Here is a 20248-nt window from a genome sequence, read left to right as displayed (position 1 = left end):
TCCCGGGCGAGTCCTGATAGCGGTGGAGAGTCCACCGCTATCAGAAGGCACGATGTTTAAGCGCGTTTGAACTGGCTCAGGATAAAGAGGCTGGTAGCGCAGACGACGACCGATGGACCGGCCGGAGTGTCCTGATACCAAGAGAGGGTGAGGCCGCCCAGTACCGCCAGGCAGCCGATCAGTGCGGCAAAGCCGGCCATCTGCTCCGGCGTCTGGCTGAAGCGGCGAGCGGTGGCAGCGGGAATGATCAAGAGCGAAGTGATGATCAGCGCTCCGACAAATTTCATCGCCACGGCGATCACCAGGCCAATCAGTAGCATCAGCACGCAGCGCAGCACATCTACCCGGATCCCTTCAACCCGCGCCAGCTCCTCCGAGATGGTCATGGAGAGCAGGGGATCCCACAATCGCCACAGGGTGAGCAACACCAGGGCGCCGCCACCATAGATCCAGAGCAGGTCCATCGGCTGTACCGAGAGCAGGTCACCGAACAGGTAGGCCATGAGATCGACCCGCACGTTGTCCATGAAGCTCAAGGTAACCAGACCCAGCGACAGGGCGCTGTGGGCCAGGATGCCGAGCAGGGTGTCGGTGGCCACCTGCTGGTTGCGGCTCATGATCACCAGCAGCATGGCCATGGCGAGGCAGCAGACCACCACCGCCAGAGTGAGATCCACCTGCAGCAGGATACCCAGCGCGATACCGAACAGGCAGGCGTGGGAGAGGGTGTCGCCGAAATAGGCCATCTTGCGCCATACCACGAAGCTGCCGAGGGGGCCGGCCAGCAGAGCGATGCCGAGACCTGCCGCGAGGGCGTATAACAGAAAGCTGTCCACTTGAAGGTCCTATTGCTTGCGCTATTTGTTGCGAGAGGGCAGGCGAATGACGGGAGCCTGCGGTTCATGATGATGGTGTTCGCCATCGCAGTGGTGATGGTGGGTGTAGACCGCCAGTACCTCCTGCTCGGGCCGCCCGAACAGACGGGCAAATTCGGGGTGGCGCGCCACGCTTTCCGGCTCGCCATGGCAGCAGACGTGGCGATTGAGGCAGATCACCTCGTGGGTGCTGGCCATCACCAGGTGCAGGTCGTGGGAGACCATCAGCACGGCGCAGTTGAGCTCGGCGGCCAGTTGACCGATGAGGGCATAGAGCTCGATCTGGCCGTTGATGTCGACACCCTGCACCGGTTCGTCAAGCACCAGCAGCTCGGGTTTGACCAGCAGGGCGCGGGCCAGCAGCACCCGCTGCATCTCGCCGCCTGAGAGTTTCTGCATCCGGTTGTCCAGCAACTCCTGGGCGCCGACCCGGCCCAGTGCCTCCTCGATGGAGAGGCGACTGTTTTTGCCCAGTTGCAGGAAGCGGCGAACCGTCAGCGGCAAGGTGGGATCGAGATAGAGGCGCTGGGGGACATAACCGACCCGTAAATCACGGCTACGGTTGATCTCGCCGGAATCCGGGGTGAGCAGGCCCAACACCAGTTTGCTCAGGGTGCTCTTGCCCGCCCCGTTGGGGCCGACCAGGGTGGTAATTTTGCCTTTATTGAGGGTAAAGGAGACCTTGTCGAGCACAGAGCGTCCATCGAACGACAGACTGACCTCTTTCAGCTCCACCAGTTGGGTCATGACAACTCCGGGGTTTACAGCCAGTGAGAGTTATAATATAACAAAAATATTGGTTTGTTATATTATCACACTGACACCTGCTGACGAGACCCCCAATGCGAATTCTTGCCCTGATCACTGCCCTGCTGGCAGTGAGTTTGCCCGTTCGTGCCCTCGAGGTACTGACTACCATCAAGCCCCTCGGTTTTATCGCCGCCGCCATTACTGACGGCGTGAGCGAGCCCAAGGTTTTGCTGCCAACCGGCGCGTCTCCTCATGATTTCTCCCTGCGTCCTTCCGATATTCGCAGCATCAATGGCGCCGATCTGGTGGTGTGGGTCGGTCCTGAACTGGAAGGCTTCATGGCCAAACCACTGGCCAACCATCCTCATGTGTTGACCCTGACACAGGTCGAGGGCATGCCGCTGTTTGACTACGCCAGGCGGGAGGGGCATGAAGAGCACGCAGATGAAGAACATGAAGGTCATGACCACGATGGCCATGAGGGACATCACCACGAGGGCATCGATCCCCACCTCTGGCTGGGACCGACCCAGGCCAAGGTCATCGCTCGCGCCATCGCCGTCGAGCTTGGCAAGCAGGATCCGGCCAATAAGTCTCGTTATGAGGCCAATCTCGCCGCCTTTGATGCCAAGGTCGATGCCAAAGACAAGATCATTGCTGAACAGATGAAGGCGGTGAACCAGAAGGGATATTTCGTGTTCCATGAAGCCTATGGCTACTGGGAGCGCCACTACGGCATGAGTTCGAAGGGTCACTTCACAGTGAGTCCGGAACGCCGCCCGGGAGCCAGAACGCTGGTGGAAATCCGCAAGGCGCTGGAAGAGAAGCAGGCCAGTTGCATCTATGCCGAACCGCAGTTCTCCCCCGCCGTTATAGAGTCGGTGGCCCGCAATACCGGGGCCAGGGTATTGCTGCTGGACGAAGTGGGCGAGCAGGTGCCGCTCGGTCCGGATGGCTATCCCCAGTTCATGCAGCAATTGGCAGATGCCTTCGCCCAGTGCCGTTAAGCCTGTCCTTGTCGCGATAGCGCTTGGCCCGCCGACTATACTGACCTCCAGCATCTGGCATGGAGTGTCCGGTATGAAATGGTGGCTCATCCCTGCCTGTGCGTTGGTCCTTTTGGGGAACAGCGTGCAGGCCTCTCGTCTCTCCGACTATATCGCCAGCCCCGAATTGCAGGCCAAATTGCAGGAAGTGTATGGCGGCAGGGCGATCCAGCGGGCCGAGGCATTCTCCCGCCTGCTTGCGCCGCGGGCTGGCACCACGGATCAGCAAAAGCTCGAGCTGGTGAACAATTACTTCAACAATCTGACCTACAGCGATGATCCCAAGCTGTGGGGGATGGAGGATTACTGGGCCAATCCGCTGGAATTTATCGGCGCCCGCGGTGGAGACTGTGAGGACTACAGCATTTCCAAATACTACACACTCATGGAGCTGGGGGTAGCGGAGGGGAAGTTGCGGTTGGCCTACGTCAAGGCGGTGAGATACAACCAGTTTCACATGGTGACGCTTTATTTTCCGACCCCCAAATCAGACCCGCTAGTGCTCGACAATATCAACAGCCGGATCCTGCCAGGCAGCAAGCGCACCGATCTTATTCCCGTCTACAGCTTCGATGCCAAAAGCATCTGGATCATGAAGTCCCGTCGGGAGGGAACCCTGGCGGGGAGCGCAGACAGGCTGGCGCAGTGGACTGCCATGAAGACCCGCTTCTCCAGCGAACATCTGCGCACGCCACGCCGTCAGTTATAGTTTCCCGGCCGCTTTCAACTCGGCAAAATAACGCGCCGCACCGGGGTGTTGTTCAATGCTCAGCACAGGACCCGTCTTGTTGCGGGCCCGATAAAACATATTGGCATAGCCATAGGTCTGTTCATTGAATCTGGTTTGCTGGTCCACCATGGCCTTGGTCAGCTGGTAAACAGCCTCTTCCGGCATAGTGGCATTGGTGACCAGAGTGGCGGCGATGGCGAAGGTCGGAGTCGGCTTGAGATTGCCCGGATAGATGCGGGCTGGTATTTGACTGCGCTGGTAGTATTTGACGTCTTTGATCAGTTGTTCCCTGAGCTCTCCATCTACCGGCAAGAAACTAATGGCGCAGCGTTTGGCGGCATTGAGTACATGGCGGTTCGGATGGCCCATGACGACGGCGAAGGCATCTATCTGTTTGCTGCACAGGGACTCGGGCAGGTTGGCCATGCTCTTGAGGTCGAGATCCTGCTCTTTTATTCCCAGCAGGTTGAACAGAGCCAGGGCGGTTTGGCGGGTACCGGAGTTTTTCAGCCCCATGTCGATGGGGGCAACTTTGAGCTGCTCCAGTTTGGTGATATCGCCATCGGCGCGTATCACTATGGTAAAAGGCTCGGCATGAGTGGCGAACAAGGCTCGTAACTCGGGTTGTGGCCTGCCGGTGAAAGGGCCTGCGCCCTGGCTGGCCTGGTAGAGCCAGTCTGACTGCACCATGGCGTAAGAGACGTCGCTGCTCTTCAGGCGCTGCAAGTTCTCCAGTGAGCCGGAGGTGGCTTGCAACTGGCAGTTCAACTGCGGAGCCAGGCGACAAAATTCCCCCATGATTTGATGGTATATCCCCTGTTCACCCCCGGTGCCAATGGTGACGGAGGCTGCCGTGGCAGCCGGTTGCCAAAGCAGGGCCAATAATAGGCTTATCCTTCTCATGATTGAACCTCCCTGGCATATCCGTCGATCCCCCAACTGCGCAACTTGTCCACGTCAGCCAGCTCGCCCGCCTCGGCCAACAGGGTGTAACCGGCTGCATGCATGGTTTGCGAGACCAGATGCCAGTAAAGAGGAGCCTCTGTTATCTGGCAGCAGATAAACACGGGATTGAGAGGATCGAGTTGATTGAGGGTGTCCGCATTGAGAGGAATGGCGCTGAAAGCGAGTTCAACCCCCTGCTCTTGCAGTGAGAGCAGGAGGGACTGCCCTTGATTCGGAAAGGCGGGGAGATCCCAGCGCCAATCCAGTGTCTTGCCACGGCCCTGGGTCAGCAAGGAGGCTATTTCCGGCCATTGTGGATGGTTGAGCAGGGAAAGCGGCAAAGAGATGCCCTCGACGTTTTGTTGTAGCCATGGCGCCAGAGCCGCTTCGATAACAGCGAGCTCACTGTCGGCTGACACTGTTTGCTCAGGCAGGAATCGTTGATAGAGGGGGATCTCTCCCTGGGTCGAGAAAAATGTTTGCAGATAGCCTCCTCTAGCTTGTGAAACCATTCCATGCAACGGAACGTGAGGTGTCATTGGAAGCTGTTTACCCAGTTGGGTGATCTTGAGGCGTTGTTGCAGCAGATCCCGTTTTCGTTCCGAGATCAGTTGATTGATGGAGGATGCCACTTCTCTGAGATCGTGCAGCCAGGGGGTGGACAAGGTGTTGTTGTACTGATGCTTGCGAAGCCGGCCAAGTTGCAGGTTGATATCTGTCAGTGGTCGCAGCAGTCGCTTGCAGGCCCAGGAGATCGCCAGGGTAAAAACCAGCAGCCCTGCCAGCAAGGCAAAGCCGGTGCGGCTGATGGCATTCCACAGATGCTGATAGGCATAACCACTGTGTCCTTCCAGCGTCAGTGTGCCCAGTATGCGCCAACCATCGGTCAGCTCTTGTTCGCTCCTGACAGGTGGCATGTCAATGACCGAAGGGAGCCAGGACGGCACATTCTGCTGGGAGGATTGAAATACCTTGTTGAGCAGTATTTGGCCATCGGGATCAACCAGGGTCACAGCGCTGACAAAACCGCCATCGAACATGGCATTGACGATGGTTTCGGCCAGTACCTTGTCATCGTTGAGCAGGGTGCCCTGCAGTACCAGACCCAGGGCGGTAATCGCCGTCTCCAGATTGGCCGACATCTGGTCGATGATGGATTGGCGGACGGTCGTGATCTCAAGCAGAAGCAGCAGAACGGCACCGATTAGAAACAGAACAAAAATCATTCTGTTTAACAATTTGGCTAGCGACATATCCACTCCATGGAAAAGTTATTGCAACATTTATGTACCTTGTTCCGAATCGAGTCTGACCCAGTTCTTAAAAATAAGAAAAAATCGTTAAAAAAGGCGATCATTTCTGCCCATAAGGGAAGGTTATGCATAAAATGTGAGGTTCATGCAGATTGCGATGAACTTTTTGTATCTTTATTTGTCCAAAAATCAGTTTTATACGGTTTTGTCACAACTGACATCGCAACTCACACTATTTAGATCTAAACACAGGATAGCGGATGAAACGTCTCCGTCCCTTGGTCGCGCAGGCTGCCAACTGGGAACCACCGGTTCCCCGCAAACACTTTTATGCCATGGTAATGCTGACTGCCATGACCCTTTCAGCCGTCGCATTGCTCCCGGCACCAGGCGATATCCTGGAACGGCCGTTGCGCCTTGAGTTGCCAATTGATACTGCCGGTACGGCAACCAACGAAAACAACACCGACTTCAACGAAATCCCGGATCACGAGCTGGTTGAGCCGAGCACACCCGAAGATGACATCCCGGTCGATACCACCCCACAATGGCAGGATTATCAGGTCCGCAGTGGTGAGAATCTGACGGCGATCTTTAACAATCTGGGACTCTCTACCACCACCCTTTACAAGGTGCTGGATGCTGACAACAAGAACTATCTGGCTCGTCTCAAACCCGGGCAAAATATCGAGCTGCTGATCGATCAGGACAACATACTGCAGCAACTCAAGATCCGTCTGAACATCAAGCAAACGCTGGTAATGTCGCGCAGCGATGATGCCTACACCTCCTCCATGCTCAACGAGAAAGTGGAGTGGCAGCCACAACGCTACAACGGAGTGATCAACGGCAGCTTCTATGTCAGTGCCCGTAATGCCGGCATTCCTGCCAACCACATCCAGAAGATTGCAAACCTGTTTCAATGGCGGCTCAACTTTGCCAAGGACTTGAAAAAGGGCGACAAATTCAAGGTGCTGGTGCGTCAGGAGACGGTTGAAGGCAAGGGCACGGGCAACAGCCAGCTGCTGGGAGTCGAAGTGACCAGTCAGGGCAAGACGGTATCGGCCTGGCTTGCCGGAGATGGCAACTATTACGATGGTGAGGGCAGCAGTCTGGAGCGCGGTTTCCGCCGTTATCCCACCCACAGCCGTTACCGGATCAGCTCCAACTTCAACCCGGCGCGCAAACACCCTGTGACGGGGGCTATCCGTCCCCATGAAGGCACCGACTTTGCTTTGCCGATAGGGACGCCAGTGCTGGCAACCGGTGATGGCGTCGTCCAGAAGGCGACCAGTCACCCGTTGGCGGGCACCTATATCGTCATCAAACATGGACGAACCCTGGCGACCCGCTATCTGCACCTGAGCAAGCTGCTGGTCAAGCCGGGCCAACGGGTGAAGATGGGCGACAAGATTGGCCTGTCGGGCAATACCGGCCGCTCTACCGGTGCCCACCTGCACTACGAGCTGCGCATCAACAACCGTCCGGTCAATGCCATGACAGCCAAGTTGCCGATGGCCGAAGCGCTCAGTGGCAAGGAACGTCGTCAGTTCCTGGCGCAGGTGAAGAGTTATCGCAAGGAGCTGGAGGCGAGTTGATATCGTCTCTTGCTGACGCAATAAAAAGGCCCCGCCACACAGGCGGGGCCTTTTTCATTGGGAGGTGGGGCCGGATCAGTAACCCTTGTCGAAATCGATCTTGCCCTCCAGCGGTTGACCGTCGATGAAGCGGATATAGTTGCGCACGAAGATCTGGGCCACATCTTCCGGGAAACTGTAGGCGCCGTTGTGCGGGGTCACGATCAGATTGGGCTGCCCCCAAAGCGGGCTGTCAGCCGGCAGGGGCTCTTGCTCGAACACATCCAGTACCGCCATGGCCAGCTTGCCGGTGCGCAGGGCATTAAGCAGATCATCGGAGTGGACTGCGCTGCCACGCCCCACATTGAACAAAATGGCCCCCGGCTTGCAGTGTTCGAAACGGGCCGCATTGAAGAGATGGCGAGTTTCCCGCGTGGCAGGCAGCACGCTGACGATGACATCGGCCTGGGCCAGCAGCTTGTTCAGGGCAGGGAGCTGATAGACCTGTTCAAATCCGGCTCGTTCCCGCCCGGATCGGCTGATACCGAGCACCTTCATACCAAAGTGTTTGCCGGTATGGGCGATATGCTGGCCAATGCTGCCGGTACCCAGGATCAGCATGGTGCGCCCCTTGAGACCCTGATAGGGGTGGCTCTGCCACAGGCGTTGCTTCTGTTGCTCCCGGTAGAGCGGCAGTTGACGCATCAGGCTGAGCAGATGACCGAACACATATTCGCTCATCAGTGGTCCGAAGATGTCGCGTACATTGGTGAGCTGGTAATCTCGACGGCTACCCGCCTCCAGCAAGACGTCGACCCCCGCATAGGTGGATTGCAACCAGGTCAGCTTGCGGGCTTTGGTGATCAGGGGTTTGGCGCGGGCCGGTTCCGCCATGAGGATATGGGCTTCGCCGATCAGTTTTTCCGCATCGGCCTGATTGTCTGCCCGCAGAATGCGCAGGTGAGGGAGGTTGGCGGCCTTGAGCAGACGTTCGTAGTGAGCATTATCCTGGCTGAGCAAAAGAAGGGTGCGTTGGCTCATACTCTTGTTCCTTATCAGAATTCGCGGCGCAACGAGATGTCGCCCTTGCCCTCATCTTACCCGAGTTGATGTTGCAACATAGCCGACCAGGGCGCATTTTCGTTTTCGCCACGTCCTGTGTGGGCTACAATCTGCCCCACATTTTGCAAAGGATCCGACTCCAGTGTTTGGTGACAAGTTTTATAAGCGACTGGCCGAGCTACAGCCTTGGCAGCAGACCGTCTACACCCTGGCGCTGGCAGAGCGCATGTACCCCAACTATGCCCTGTTCAGCCAGGCCTCCGGTTTTGGCAATGCCGCTTCTTTCCGGCATGCGCTGGACCAGATGTGGAACTACCTCACCGTCAAGGGATCCCGGGTCAATCTGGGGACAATACTCGAAGATTTCGAGTCGCACATTCCGGATCCCCGCAAGTTTGAATCTTACGGTGCCTACCCGGCGCTGGATGCCTGTGTGGCGCTGGGTTGTGCCTACAACTCTGTCATTTGCCGGGTGGGGGAAGAGGCCAATGACGCCAGCCATGCCTCGGTTGGTACAGTGGCCGGCTTTATCGATATGCTGGAAGAGCGCGAGCTGAGCGAAGAGGAGCTCTACGAGCACGAATACATGGAGGCCGAGCTGGAGTTTCAGGTTGAACTACTCAAGCGGGTTGCTCACGAGCGCGACAGTGATCGCATCCTTGCCATCAAGAAGTTTGCCTCCCAGGGGGGCGTTTCCAACATAGGCATCAGCCTGGAAGAGTAATCTCTCTTTAGTTCGAGGTGACACCTTCGTCACTCAATCAAAAAGCCAGTCATTCTCCTGACTGGCTTTTTTTATCGAGTTTTTATTTACCGCCTCAGGGTATAGCCTTAAGTCAGGGGGGAGGGGTGACTGGCGCGTCATATGTTGTTGCTTGCGAAGATTTCCAACGCACCAGGATGAACATGACTCAACTACTCCGACGACGGCTCATGGGGCCTTTGAGCAAGCCTGTGACAACCTGGATGGAGCAGTACCAACCAGAGTGGAGTTTATTCATGAAAATAACTGGAAATTCATTTTAATGACTAGGTTATCGGTAGTGAATGGGGATGGAAAAGGCGCATGGAAATTGTGCGCCTTCGTTTTTCGTTTCGGTATTCCCGTTGTATTGAGCAACAAGAAACGATTTTCCATCAGTTGTTACGCGTTATAGACTCAAACAAAAGCAATACTGTGGACTTTTTAACCATGAGTGACGTAATCAAGAAGTTTCTGAAACTGGAGGCTGCCTCCGGGATTATTCTGATCATGGCGGCATTGCTGGCAATGGTATTGGCCAACACAGGATTGGCTGGTGGGTATCAGGCATTCCTCGATACCCAGGTACAGGTACGTATCTCCGCCCTTGACATCAACAAGCCGCTGCTGCTCTGGATCAACGATGGCTTGATGGCGATCTTCTTCCTGCTGGTTGGGCTGGAAGTCAAACGCGAAATGCTGGAAGGTGCGCTCTCGTCCCGTGTGCAGGCGACCTTCCCGGCCATTGCGGCCGTAGGCGGCATGCTGGCTCCGGCCCTCATCTATGCCTTCTTCAACTATTCGGACGAAGTAGCCCGTGCAGGCTGGGCGATCCCTGCCGCTACCGATATTGCATTTGCCCTTGGCGTGATGGCGCTGCTGGGCAAGCGAGTGCCGGTGAGCCTGAAAGTGTTCCTGCTGGCGCTGGCGATCATGGATGACTTGGGTGTCATCATCATCATTGCGCTCTTCTATACCCAACAGCTGTCGTTGGCAGCGCTGGCGGTAGGCATCATGGCGACCCTGATCCTGTTCTGGATGAACCGCCGTGGCGAGGACAGGATTAGCCTCTACATGGTGGTGGGTCTGGTACTTTGGGTGGCCGTGCTCAAGTCCGGTGTTCATGCGACTTTGGCTGGTGTGGTGGTGGGCTTCATGATCCCGCTCAATGGCAAGCGTTATGCGTCGCCGCTCAAGCATCTGGAGCATGCGCTGCACCCTTGGTCCGCCTTCCTGATCCTGCCGCTGTTTGCCTTTGCTAATGCCGGGGTCTCGCTGGAGGGGATTGGTCTCTCCTCCCTGATGAGCCCGGTGCCCATGGGGATCATGCTGGGATTGTTTGTTGGCAAGCCGCTCGGGGTGTTTACCATCAGCTGGTTGTCGGTCAAGCTGGGGATCGCCCAGTTGCCGAATGGAGTCAATTTCAAGCAGATTTTTGCGGTCAGCATTCTCTGTGGTATCGGTTTTACCATGTCGATGTTTATCGCATCGCTGGCCTTCGAGCATGGCGGGATGGATTATGGCAGTTACTCCCGTCTCGGGATCCTGGCGGGTTCCACCATGGCAGCGCTGGTTGGCTATCTGGCACTGCGGTTGTCTCTTCCCAAGGGGGAGGGAGATCAAAATGCGGAGGGATTATGAAAACACCATGGTTGTTACTGTTGCTGGCCAGCCCCCTTGTCTGGGCTGATGGTCTGGAAGAGTGCAAGCGGGACGCAGCCTCGACCAGCTGTTCTACCTACCTGAACGGAGTAGTGGACAGTGCCCTACTGCTCGGTGACAAGCAGGCCAAGGCTCGTTTCGGAGAAACTTTCTATGAGCGGGCCTTGAGCAGCCGGGCGGGGGAGCGGCTCAAGCACACCAACAAGCGTTATTGTGGTGATCGCCAGCCGGATAAAGATCGCCTCAAGGCCAGCTTGATGGAGCAGTTTACCTTGAACAAGGTTGACTCGGTCAGCGACATGTATGACATTCTGGCGGTTGAACTCAGCTGCTACCGGAGCCCGCGAAAAGCGGTAACCCCATCGGATGTCACACCTTAACTACAACCACCTCTATTATTTCTGGATGACTCAAAAGAAGGGCTCCGTTACCCAGGCAGCGGAAGCCCTTTTTTTGACACCACAAACCGTGACCGGCCAGATCAAGCTGCTGGAGCAGCGCCTGGGTGGCAAACTGCTCAAGCGCAAGGGACGTTCCCTCGAAGCGACCGAACTTGGCCAACTGGTTTTTCGTTATGCCGACAAGATGTTCAGCCTCTCCTACGAGATGCTGGATATCGTCAACTATCGCAAGGAGAGCCAGATCCTGTTTGACGTCGGTATCGCCGATGCCCTCTCCAAACGCCTTGCCAGCCGGGTGCTGCTATCTGTCATCCCCAACGATGGCTCCATTCATCTGCGCTGTTTCGAATCGACCCACGAACTCTTGCTGGAACAACTCAGCGAACACAAGCTCGACATGATCCTCTCCGATTGTCCGGTGGATTCCAGCCAGCATGCGGGGTTGCTCTCCAAGCGGCTCGGGGGCTGTGGTGTCAGCTTCTTCTGCAAGGCGCCGTTACCCGAGAAACCTTTCCCGGCCTGTCTGGAGGAGCGCAAGCTGCTTATTCCCGGACGCCGTACCGCCATGGGGCGTCAACTGACCCAGTGGTTCGAACAGCAGGGGGTATCGCCGAGTATCCTGGGTGAGTTTGACGATGCGGCCCTGATGAAGGCATTTGGTTTCTTCAATCAGGGTATCTTCATGGCTCCCACCATCTACCGGGAGGAGATCCTGGAGGGGGAAGAGGTGATGTTGCTGGGGGAAACCCAGGATTTGACGGAGGAGTACTACGTCATCTTCGCCGAGCGGATGATCCAGCACCCCGCAGTCAAACGGGTATGCGAGAGTGATTTCACCTCCCTGTTTGCCGGGCAGGAGAACTTCTCGGCGATCCAGCCTGCCACCCTGTCATTTTAAAACGGCTCGTCACCACGTATCATCGCCGACTGGCAGAGGAGAAATGTGATGCAACTGGAAGAGATGGAAGCCAAAGCCGGTCAGGCGGTGGCGCTTCTCAAGGCGCTGGCCAATGAACGCAGGCTGTTTATCCTGTGCCAGCTATTGGAGCGAGAGCTGTCGGTCGGGGAGCTTAACGAGCGGTTGGGGCTGAGTCAGTCTGCCCTGTCACAGCACCTGGCTTTGTTGCGGCGGGATGAATTGGTTACGACCAGAAAAGAGGCCCAGACGGTCTTTTATTCGCTGCGCAGCCATGAGGTGCGCGAGGTGATCAGTTTGCTGCATCGACTCTACTGCAGCGAAGAGAAATAAAAAACCGGCACAATGGCCGGTTTTTTCAGCTTTGATCAGCGTGAGCTGATTAAGCCATAGCTTTGATCTGGGCAGACAGGCGGCTCTTGTGACGAGCAGCTTTGTTCTTGTGGATCAGGCCTTTGGTCGCCATGCGATCCATGATCGGCTGAGCAACAGCGAAAGCAGCAACAGCAGCAGCTTTATCGCCAGAGGCGATGGCAGCAATTACTTTTTTCAGGTAGGTACGGGTCATGGAACGACGGCTGGCGTTGTGCTGACGGCGTTTTTCTGCCTGAATCGCGCGCTTCTTAGCAGATTTGATGTTAGCCAAGGTAAAACTCCTAAAACTGTCTTAGCGAGTGTATTGAAAAGGCCCAGAAATATGCCTTCCCAACCACATATTGTCAAATGATTTGTGCAAATAAACACCGCCCCCCGGTGGTGTGTCAGATGGGAGACGGTTAAACTGTCGGCCGATTCTAGCAGCATTCTTTTCATTCTGACAGTTCCAGAGGCCCCGTCTTGAGTAAGAAATTGATCAAATCCGGCATGATAGTGTCCGGAATGACGTTGGCATCCCGTGTGATGGGGCTGATCCGCGATGTGGTCATCGCGAATCTGCTCGGTGCCGGGGTGGCTGCCGACGTCTTCTTCTTCGCCAATCGCATTCCCAATTTTCTGCGCCGCCTGTTCGCCGAAGGGGCTTTCAACCAGGCATTTGTCCCCGTGATGACGGAATACAAAAAAAACGGTGACGAGCGGGAGGTGCGCGAGTTGCTGGCCGCCGTAGCGGGCACCCTGGGGGGAATAGTTACCGTGGTGACCCTGCTCGGCGTGGTGGGATCGGGCGTACTGACCGCCATCTTTGGCTGGGGCTGGTTCTGGGACTGGCTGCATGGTGGACCTGCCGCCGAGAAGTTCGAGCTGGCCAGTCTGATGCTCAAGATAACCTTCCCCTATCTCTGGTTCATCACCTTTACCGCCATGGCGGGGGCCATTCTCAATACCTTCGGCCGTTTTGCCGTCTCGTCGTTTACCCCAGTATTTCTCAACATCACCATGATTGCGGCCGCCTGGTGGATAGCGCCCATGATGGAGAAGCCCGAGCTCTCGCTGGCGATAGGGGTATTTTTGGGCGGTTTGGTTCAATTTTTATTCCAGTTCCCATTTTTACGGCAAATCAACATGCTGGTCTGGCCCAAGTGGGGATGGCATCACCCCGGTGTAGTGAAAATCCGCACCCTGATGATCCCGGCGTTGTTCGGCGTCTCGGTCAGCCAGATCAACCTGCTGATCAACACCATGCTGGCTTCTTTCCTGGCTACCGGTGCCATCAGCTACCTCTACTATTCTGATCGCCTGCTGGAATTCCCTCTCGGCCTGTTTGCAGTGGCCATCAGCACAGTGATCCTGCCAGCTCTGTCGAAGAAACATGTGGATGCCGACCCGGCCGATTTCTCCCGCACCATGGATTGGGGAGTGCGGATGGTGGTACTGCTCGGCTTGCCCGCCATGGTGGGGATCGCGGTGATGCGTGAGCCCATACTGCGGGTACTGTTCATGCGCGGCGAATTCGGGCTGCACGAGGTGAGCATGTCCAGCGCGAGTCTGCTGGCTTCCACCACAGGCCTGCTGTCGCTGATGTTGATCAAGGTGCTGGCGCCCGGTTACTACGCCCGCCAGGACACCAAGACCCCGGTTCGCATCGGCATCATGGCCATGGTGGCCAACATGGTGTGCAACCTCATCTTTATTTATCCCCTGGGTTATGTGGGGTTGGCGCTGGCCACCGCTTGCTCCGGCACCCTGAACGCGGCCTTGCTGTTCAAGGGGTTGTATCAGCAGAGCGTCTACCGTCCATCCCGCCAGACCGGCGTGTTCTGTCTCAAATTGCTGGTGGCGACCTTGTTGATGGGGGGCGTGCTGGCTTATCTGTCGCCGGATCTGGCCCAGTGGGGCGCCTGGGGCATGGGCAAGGCCACCCTGGAACTGGCCATGTTGCTCTCCCTGGGGGCTGCCATCTATGCGGTGGCGCTGTTGGCGCTGGGAATTCGGCCAAGACACCTGAAATCGGGGCATGAGGGCTGATCCTGATTGCTGCCTGATATATAATCCGGCGATTTTCATAACAGCAACGTACAAGGCACCGATGGAGCTTATTCGCGGCATTCATAATCTCAAGCCCCGTCACCGGGGATGTGTATTGACCATTGGCAACTTTGATGGGGTTCATCAGGGTCACCATGCGGTACTGGCACGTCTCAAGGAGAAAGCGGCCCATCTGGGATTGCCCGCCTGCGTCATGCTGTTTGAGCCCCAGCCGCTGGAGCTGTTTGCCGGCGCAGCGGCCCCGGCCCGGCTCAGCCGATTACGGGAAAAGTATGAAGCGCTCAAGGGGCTGCAGATCGATCGCCTGCTCTGCGTGCGCTTCAGCCACCGTTTTGCCGGACAGGCGGCGTCCACCTTCATCGAGCAACTGCTGGTCGAGAAACTCGGCGTGCGCTACCTGGTGGTCGGCGATGATTTTCGCTTCGGCAAGGGGCGGGAAGGGGATTTTCACCTGCTGGAAGAGGCGGGCCGCCGCTTCGGTTTCGAGGTGATCAGCACCCAGAGTTTCCAGCTGTCCCGCCAGCGGGTGAGTAGCACCCTGGTGCGCGAAGCCCTCAAGGCTGGCCGGATGGCCGAGGTGGAGCTGATGCTCGGCCGCCCCTATACCATCAGCGGCAGGGTGGCCCACGGCGACAAGCTGGGGCGCACCATAGGTTTTCCTACCGCCAATCTGGCCCTCAAGCGCCAGGTTATCCCGGTCGGTGGCGTGTTCGCGGTGGAAGTGTTATGTTCCGGCAAGACCTTCCCCGGTGTCGCCAATGTGGGTGTACGGCCTACCTTGAGCGGTACACAAGCTAGATTGGAAGTACATCTATTTGATTTTTCTGGTGATCTATATGGTCAACAGGTCAAGGTGCTGCTTCGCCACAAGCTGCGCGAAGAGCAGAAGTTTGCCTCTTTCTCTGCCTTGAAAGAGCAAATCGAACGAGATGCCCTGGCGGCCCGAGCCTGGTTCGGGCTGCCACAATTTCATTTACCCAGCACTCTTTTAGAAAAGAAGGGAACCCAGGACTGATGAGCGACTATAAACACACCCTGAATCTTCCGGAAACCGAGTTTCCGATGCGTGGCGATCTGGCCAAGCGCGAACCCAACATGCTCAAGCGTTGGTACGATCAGGATCTCTACGGCGCTATTCGCCGCGCCAAAGCGGGCAAGCCTTCTTTCATTCTGCACGATGGTCCCCCCTATGCGAACGGCAACATTCACATCGGTCACTCGGTCAACAAGATCCTCAAAGACATCATCATCAAGTCCAAGGGCCTGTCCGGCTTCGACTCCCCCTATGTCCCGGGTTGGGACTGCCACGGTCTGCCCATCGAACTGAAAGTGGAAGGCATGGTCGGCAAGCCGGGCGAGAAGGTTTCCGCCGCCGAGTTCCGCGCCGAGTGCCGCAAGTATGCCAAGACCCAGATCGAGGCCCAGAAGGCCGACTTCATCCGCCTGGGTGTGCTGGGTGACTGGGAACACCCCTATCTGACCATGGATTTTGGCACTGAAGCCAACATCATCCGCTCCATGGCCAAGATCGTCGAGAACGGCCACCTGCACAAGGGCTCCAAGCCGGTGCACTGGTGTACCGATTGCGGCTCTGCCCTGGCTGAAGCCGAAGTCGAATATTACGACAAGAACTCCCCCTCTATCGACGTGCGCTTCAAGGCCGTCGACGAGGCTGCCGTGGCCGCCAAGTTTGACTGCGCCGAAGGGCACACTGGCAAGGGCACCCTCTCTGCGGTGATCTGGACCACCACCCCGTGGACCCTGCCCGCCAACCGCGCCATCGCCATGCATGCCGACCTCGACTATGCCCTGGTGCAGGTCGAAGGTGACAACCCCGAGCGCCTGATCCTGGCTGCCGAGCTGGTCAAGGATGTGATGGACCGCGCCGGCATCGAGCACTACCACAACCTGGGGTACGCCAAGGGGGCTGCCCTCGAGCTGCTGCGCTTCAACCACCCCTTCTACAGTTTCGACGTGCCTGTGGTGCTGGGTGATCACGTCACCCTGGATGCCGGTACCGGCGCCGTTCACACAGCACCGGGCCATGGTCAGGAAGACTTCGTGGTCGGCCAGAAGTACGGTCTGGAAGTGGCCAACCCGGTTGGCAGCAACGGCGTCTACCTGCCGGATACCGAACTGTTTGCCGGCCAGCACGTATTCAAGGCCAATGCGGCCGTGGTCGAGGTGCTGACCGAACGCGGCGCCCTGCTGCATCACAAGGTGTTCAACCACTCCTACCCCCACTGCTGGCGCCACAAAACTCCGATCATCTTCCGCGCCACCCCGCAGTGGTTCATTAGCATGGATCAGAACGGTCTGCGCAAGCGCGCCCTGGAAGAGATCGATCGCATCGAGAAGGATGGGATCAAACAACACGGCCAGAGCGGCTGGGTTCCGGCATGGGGCAAGAACCGCATCCAGGCCATGGTGGAAGGTCGCCCGGACTGGTGTATCTCCCGTCAGCGTACCTGGGGTGTGCCCATCTCCCTGTTCGTCCATAAAGAGACTCAGGAGCTGCACCCGGAATCCGTGCGCCTGATGCATGAAGTGGCCAAGCGGGTCGAGCAATCCGGCATTCAGGCCTGGTGGGATCTGGACAAGGCCGAGCTGCTCGGCGCCGATGCCGATCTGTACGACAAGGTGCCCGACACCCTGGACGTCTGGTTCGACTCCGGCTCTACCCACGCCTCCGTGGTCGACGCTCGTCCCGAGTTCAACGGCAAACCGGCCGACATGTATCTGGAAGGCTCTGACCAGCACCGCGGCTGGTTCATGTCCTCCCTGATGATCGGCGTGGCGATGAAGGACAAGGCCCCCTACAACCAGGTGCTGACCCACGGCTTCACCGTGGACGGTCAGGGCCGCAAGATGTCCAAGTCCATCGGCAACGTGGTGAGCCCCCAGGACGTGATGAACAAGCTGGGTGCCGACATCCTGCGTCTGTGGGTTGCCAGCACCGACTACACCGGCGAGATGACCGTCTCCGACGAGATCCTCAAGCGTTCCGCCGACGCCTATCGTCGCATCCGCAACACTGCCCGCTTCCTGCTGGCCAACCTGAACGGCTTCAATCCGGCGACCGACATGGTCGCGCCTGCCGACATGGTCGTAGTGGATCGCTGGGCCGTGGGCCGTGCCAAGGCGGTACAGGCCGAGATCGTGGCGGCCTTCGACGAGTACAACTTCCATGGCGTGACCCAGAAGCTGATGCAGTTCTGCTCCATCGAGATGGGCTCCTTCTATCTGGATGTCATCAAGGACCGTCAGTACACCGCCAAGGCAGACAGCCTGGCCCGCCGCTCCTGCCAGACTGCTCTCTATCACATCGCCGAGGCCATGGTGCGCTGGATGGCACCCATCATGAGCTTCACCGCCGACGAGATCTGGGCACTGCTGCCGGGCGAGCGTGGCGAGTTCGTGTTCACCGAAGAGTGGTACGACGGCCTGTTCGGACTGGAAGCTGGCGAATCCCTCAACGATGCCTTCTGGGCCGAGATCCTCACCGTACGTGGTGAAGTGAACAAGGCGCTGGAAGCCGCCCGCGGCGAGAAGCGCATCGGTGGCTCCCTGCAGGCCGAAATGACCCTGTTCGCCAAGCCGGAGCTGGCTGCCCGCCTCAACACCCTGGCCGACGAGCTGCGCTTCGTGCTGCTCACCTCCAAGGCCAAGGTGGTCGTGGCCGATGCGGCTCCGGAAGGGACTGTAGCGACCGAGCGTGATGACCTGTGGCTGAGCGTGGCCCAGTCTGCCGCCGCCAAGTGCGACCGCTGCTGGCACCATGTGGAAGACGTGGGTACGATCAAAGGTCACGAAGAGATCTGTGGCCGCTGTGTCACCAACGTCGAGGGTGACGGCGAAACTCGTCAATTTGCCTGATGAACATGACTCACCATAAAAGCGGCCTGCGTTGGCTGTGGCTGGCGGTGCTGGCCTTCATACTGGACCAGGCGAGCAAGCTCGCCGTGGTCAAGTTGCTGCCATTTGGCTACCCGGGGGTGGAGATCACCCCCTTCTTCAATCTGGTCCACGTCTACAACAAGGGCGCAGCGTTCAGCTTTCTGGCCGATCAGGGGGGCTGGCAGCGCTGGTTCTTCGCCGTGCTGGCCTTTGCCATCTGCGGTCTGCTGATCCACTGGCTGCGCAAGCAGTCGGTGACCGAGCGCTGGAGCGGTATCGCCTATAGCCTCATCATCGGCGGGGCGCTCGGCAATGTGTTCGACCGGCTGGTGCTGGGTCATGTGGTCGATTTCCTCGATTTCTACTGGGGTCGGGCCCACTGGCCGGCCTTCAATCTGGCCGATACCTTCATCTTCATCGGCGCCGCCATGATAGTGCTGGACGGCTTTCGCTCATCCAAGGGTGAGCAGGACGAGAAAAAGGGGGCGGCATGAGTCGACAGATTGGTGCTGACAGCAGCGTGCTGTTTCATTTCGCCATCAAGCTGGAAGATGGTTCGGTTGCCGACAGCACGGCGCTGCACGGCAAGCCGGCCCGTCTGCGGATGGGGGATGGCAGCCTGACTTCGAGCTTCGAGCAGTGTCTGCTCGGCCTGGGCGAAGGGGAGAGCAAGAGCTTTACCCTGGCCCCTGAACAGGCCTTTGGTCTCTCCAACCCTGACAACATCTACCATCTGGACAGAGCCAAGTTTGGTTCCGATGCGGAGCCGAAAGTCGGCACCATCATCCTGTTCGACCAGCCCAACGGTAGCGAGCTGCCCGGCATCATTCGGGCGGTGGAAGGGATGTCGGTGACGGTTGATTTCAACCACCCGCTGGCCGGCCATACGGTCACCTTCGAGGTGGAGATCCTGGGCGTTGACGACGAGGAGAAAGTGCTCTGATGGATATCTTGCTGGCCAATCCCCGCGGCTTTTGCGCCGGTGTCGACCGCGCCATCAGCATCGTCGAGAGCGCACTGGAGAAGTTCGGTGCCCCCATCTATGTCCGCCACGAGGTGGTGCACAACCGCTATGTGGTGAACAAGCTCAAGGATGCCGGAGCCGTGTTCGTCGAGGAGCTGAATGAGGTACCGGATGACAGCATCGTCATCTTCTCCGCCCACGGCGTCGCCAAGACGGTGCGCGAGATGGCCAAGTCCCGCGCCCTCAAGGTGTTCGATGCCACCTGCCCACTGGTGACCAAGGTACACATGGAAGTCCATCGCGCCAGCCGCAAGGGCTCCGAAGCCGTGCTCATCGGTCACGCCGGCCACCCCGAGGTGATCGGCACCATGGGACAGTACGAGAACCGCGAGGGGGGCATGTATCTGGTGGAGACGCCGGATGACGTAGCCAAACTCCAGGTGAAGAACCCGGATGATCTCTGCTTCGTCACCCAGACCACCCTCAGCATGGACGAGACCGCCGAGGTGATTGATGCCCTGCGCCAGCACTTCCCCAAGATCCAGGGGCCGCGCAAGGACGATATCTGCTATGCCACCCAAAACCGTCAGGACGCGGTACGGGAGATGGCGGAGCTGGTAGATGCCATGCTGGTGGTGGGTTCCCGCAACTCCTCCAATTCCAACCGGCTGCGCGAGCTGGCCGAAAAGGTGGGCACCAAGGCCTATCTCATCGATGATGCTTCCATGATCGATGCCGCCTGGCTGGACGGTGTGAAGGCGATCGGTGTGACTGCCGGAGCTTCAGCTCCCGAGGTGCTGGTGCAGAGCGTCATCACCCGCCTGCGCGAGCTGGGGGGCAAGATGGTGGCTGAACACCCGGGTCGCGAAGAGAATGTGGTGTTCGAGGTACCGCCCGAGCTGCGCATCATCTGACGCGTCTCATCCTCGCCGGATGACCATGTATTGCCAAAGCCACCTTTTCGAGGTGGCTTTTTGTTTTTGGTTCCAACGAGTCCTTTATGC

At 58.0% G+C, this 20248-nt stretch carries 20 protein-coding genes; 14 read left to right on the top strand and 6 right to left on the bottom strand.

Annotated elements, in window-relative coordinates; translation table 11 throughout:
* Positions 1 to 56 precede the first annotated feature (56 nt).
* The gene (gene znuB / locus MRK42_RS18375; protein ID WP_201979686.1) at positions 57 to 836 is read right to left on the bottom strand and encodes a zinc ABC transporter permease subunit ZnuB; all 780 of its coding nucleotides are present in this window, start codon (positions 834 to 836) and stop codon (positions 57 to 59) included.
* 21 nt (positions 837 to 857) lie between these two features.
* Entirely contained in the window at positions 858 to 1622 is a 765-nt protein-coding gene (gene znuC / locus MRK42_RS18370; protein ID WP_026456078.1) for a zinc ABC transporter ATP-binding protein ZnuC, read from the bottom strand.
* A 95-nt stretch (positions 1623 to 1717) separates the two neighbouring features.
* Between znuC and znuA the strand changes: the two genes are divergently transcribed.
* Together znuA and MRK42_RS18360 are read left to right on the top strand one after the other, a co-directional pair.
* Complete coding sequence (gene znuA, locus MRK42_RS18365) at positions 1718 to 2632, top strand: zinc ABC transporter substrate-binding protein ZnuA (protein ID WP_354688471.1); 915 nt, start codon at positions 1718 to 1720, stop codon at positions 2630 to 2632.
* A 73-nt stretch (positions 2633 to 2705) separates the two neighbouring features.
* Positions 2706 to 3380: a transglutaminase-like cysteine peptidase gene (locus MRK42_RS18360; RefSeq protein ID WP_042071052.1), complete on the top strand. Its 675-nt coding sequence runs from the start codon at positions 2706 to 2708 to the stop codon at positions 3378 to 3380.
* Here MRK42_RS18360 and MRK42_RS18355 read toward each other — a convergent pair.
* Complete coding sequence (locus MRK42_RS18355; RefSeq protein ID WP_354688470.1) at positions 3375 to 4304, bottom strand: TAXI family TRAP transporter solute-binding subunit; 930 nt, start codon at positions 4302 to 4304, stop codon at positions 3375 to 3377. The two genes, MRK42_RS18360 and MRK42_RS18355, sit on opposite strands and share 6 nt — an antisense overlap.
* Positions 4301 to 5599, bottom strand: a complete 1299-nt coding sequence (locus MRK42_RS18350; RefSeq protein ID WP_354688469.1) for a LapD/MoxY N-terminal periplasmic domain-containing protein — start codon at positions 5597 to 5599, stop codon at positions 4301 to 4303. Before MRK42_RS18350 ends, MRK42_RS18355 begins: the two co-directional genes overlap by 4 nt.
* A gap of 260 nt (positions 5600 to 5859) precedes the next feature.
* On the opposite strand from MRK42_RS18350, the gene mepM reads away from it, so the two are divergent.
* Positions 5860 to 7197 carry a murein DD-endopeptidase MepM gene (gene mepM / locus MRK42_RS18345; protein WP_354688468.1) on the top strand — a complete coding sequence of 446 codons (1338 nt, stop codon included), beginning with the start codon at positions 5860 to 5862 and terminating at the stop codon, positions 7195 to 7197.
* A 75-nt stretch (positions 7198 to 7272) separates the two neighbouring features.
* Here the strand turns inward: mepM and MRK42_RS18340 are convergent, their stop codons facing one another.
* Positions 7273 to 8217 carry a D-2-hydroxyacid dehydrogenase gene (locus MRK42_RS18340; RefSeq protein WP_354688467.1) on the bottom strand — a complete coding sequence of 315 codons (945 nt, stop codon included), beginning with the start codon at positions 8215 to 8217 and terminating at the stop codon, positions 7273 to 7275.
* 163 nt (positions 8218 to 8380) lie between these two features.
* Here MRK42_RS18340 and MRK42_RS18335 point away from each other — a divergent pair, with 163 nt between their 5' ends.
* The 5 genes from MRK42_RS18335 (at position 8381) to MRK42_RS18315 (ending at position 12292) form a co-directional block, all read left to right on the top strand.
* Positions 8381 to 8962 carry a YjaG family protein gene (locus MRK42_RS18335; protein WP_354688466.1) on the top strand — a complete coding sequence of 194 codons (582 nt, stop codon included), beginning with the start codon at positions 8381 to 8383 and terminating at the stop codon, positions 8960 to 8962.
* A 468-nt stretch (positions 8963 to 9430) separates the two neighbouring features.
* Positions 9431 to 10621: a Na+/H+ antiporter NhaA gene (gene nhaA, locus MRK42_RS18330; RefSeq protein WP_026456084.1), complete on the top strand. Its 1191-nt coding sequence runs from the start codon at positions 9431 to 9433 to the stop codon at positions 10619 to 10621.
* Positions 10618 to 11022: a hypothetical protein gene (locus tag MRK42_RS18325; protein ID WP_354688465.1), complete on the top strand. Its 405-nt coding sequence runs from the start codon at positions 10618 to 10620 to the stop codon at positions 11020 to 11022. Before nhaA ends, MRK42_RS18325 begins: the two co-directional genes overlap by 4 nt.
* Positions 11009 to 11941: a transcriptional activator NhaR gene (nhaR, locus tag MRK42_RS18320; RefSeq protein WP_042025859.1), complete on the top strand. Its 933-nt coding sequence runs from the start codon at positions 11009 to 11011 to the stop codon at positions 11939 to 11941. Before MRK42_RS18325 ends, nhaR begins: the two co-directional genes overlap by 14 nt.
* 48 nt (positions 11942 to 11989) lie before the next feature.
* On the top strand, positions 11990 to 12292 hold the full coding sequence (locus MRK42_RS18315) for a metalloregulator ArsR/SmtB family transcription factor (protein ID WP_026457879.1): 303 nt from the start codon (positions 11990 to 11992) through the stop codon (positions 12290 to 12292).
* A gap of 49 nt (positions 12293 to 12341) precedes the next feature.
* On the opposite strand, the gene rpsT is transcribed toward MRK42_RS18315, so the two are convergent.
* Positions 12342 to 12605: a 30S ribosomal protein S20 gene (gene rpsT, locus MRK42_RS18310; protein ID WP_042025858.1), complete on the bottom strand. Its 264-nt coding sequence runs from the start codon at positions 12603 to 12605 to the stop codon at positions 12342 to 12344.
* Between the two features lie 191 nt (positions 12606 to 12796).
* Here rpsT and murJ point away from each other — a divergent pair, with 191 nt between their 5' ends.
* From murJ to ispH, 6 genes are all read left to right on the top strand, one after another.
* On the top strand, positions 12797 to 14362 hold the full coding sequence (gene murJ / locus MRK42_RS18305) for a murein biosynthesis integral membrane protein MurJ (RefSeq protein ID WP_042025857.1): 1566 nt from the start codon (positions 12797 to 12799) through the stop codon (positions 14360 to 14362).
* A 61-nt stretch (positions 14363 to 14423) separates the two neighbouring features.
* Positions 14424 to 15398 carry a bifunctional riboflavin kinase/FAD synthetase gene (gene ribF / locus MRK42_RS18300; RefSeq protein WP_042025856.1) on the top strand — a complete coding sequence of 325 codons (975 nt, stop codon included), beginning with the start codon at positions 14424 to 14426 and terminating at the stop codon, positions 15396 to 15398.
* Positions 15398 to 18259, top strand: coding sequence for an isoleucine--tRNA ligase (gene ileS / locus MRK42_RS18295; RefSeq protein ID WP_354688464.1), 2862 nt, complete (start codon positions 15398 to 15400; stop codon positions 18257 to 18259). Before ribF ends, ileS begins: the two co-directional genes overlap by 1 nt.
* Entirely contained in the window at positions 18259 to 18774 is a 516-nt protein-coding gene (lspA, locus tag MRK42_RS18290) for a signal peptidase II (RefSeq protein ID WP_354688463.1), read from the top strand. The genes ileS and lspA overlap by 1 nt, the downstream gene beginning before the upstream one ends.
* Positions 18771 to 19223 carry an FKBP-type peptidyl-prolyl cis-trans isomerase gene (fkpB, locus tag MRK42_RS18285; RefSeq protein WP_354688462.1) on the top strand — a complete coding sequence of 151 codons (453 nt, stop codon included), beginning with the start codon at positions 18771 to 18773 and terminating at the stop codon, positions 19221 to 19223. Before lspA ends, fkpB begins: the two co-directional genes overlap by 4 nt.
* Positions 19223 to 20158, top strand: coding sequence for a 4-hydroxy-3-methylbut-2-enyl diphosphate reductase (gene ispH / locus MRK42_RS18280; RefSeq protein ID WP_354688461.1), 936 nt, complete (start codon positions 19223 to 19225; stop codon positions 20156 to 20158). Before fkpB ends, ispH begins: the two co-directional genes overlap by 1 nt.
* Positions 20159 to 20248: the final 90 nt, after the last annotated feature.

It is taken from the genome of Aeromonas sp. 19NY04SH05-1 (assembly GCF_040581895.1).
GTDB classification, from domain to species: Bacteria; Pseudomonadota; Gammaproteobacteria; order Enterobacterales; family Aeromonadaceae; genus Aeromonas; species Aeromonas enteropelogenes.
The sequence above is the reverse complement of the archived record's forward strand: the minus strand, read 5'-3'. Positions and strand labels throughout refer to the sequence as shown.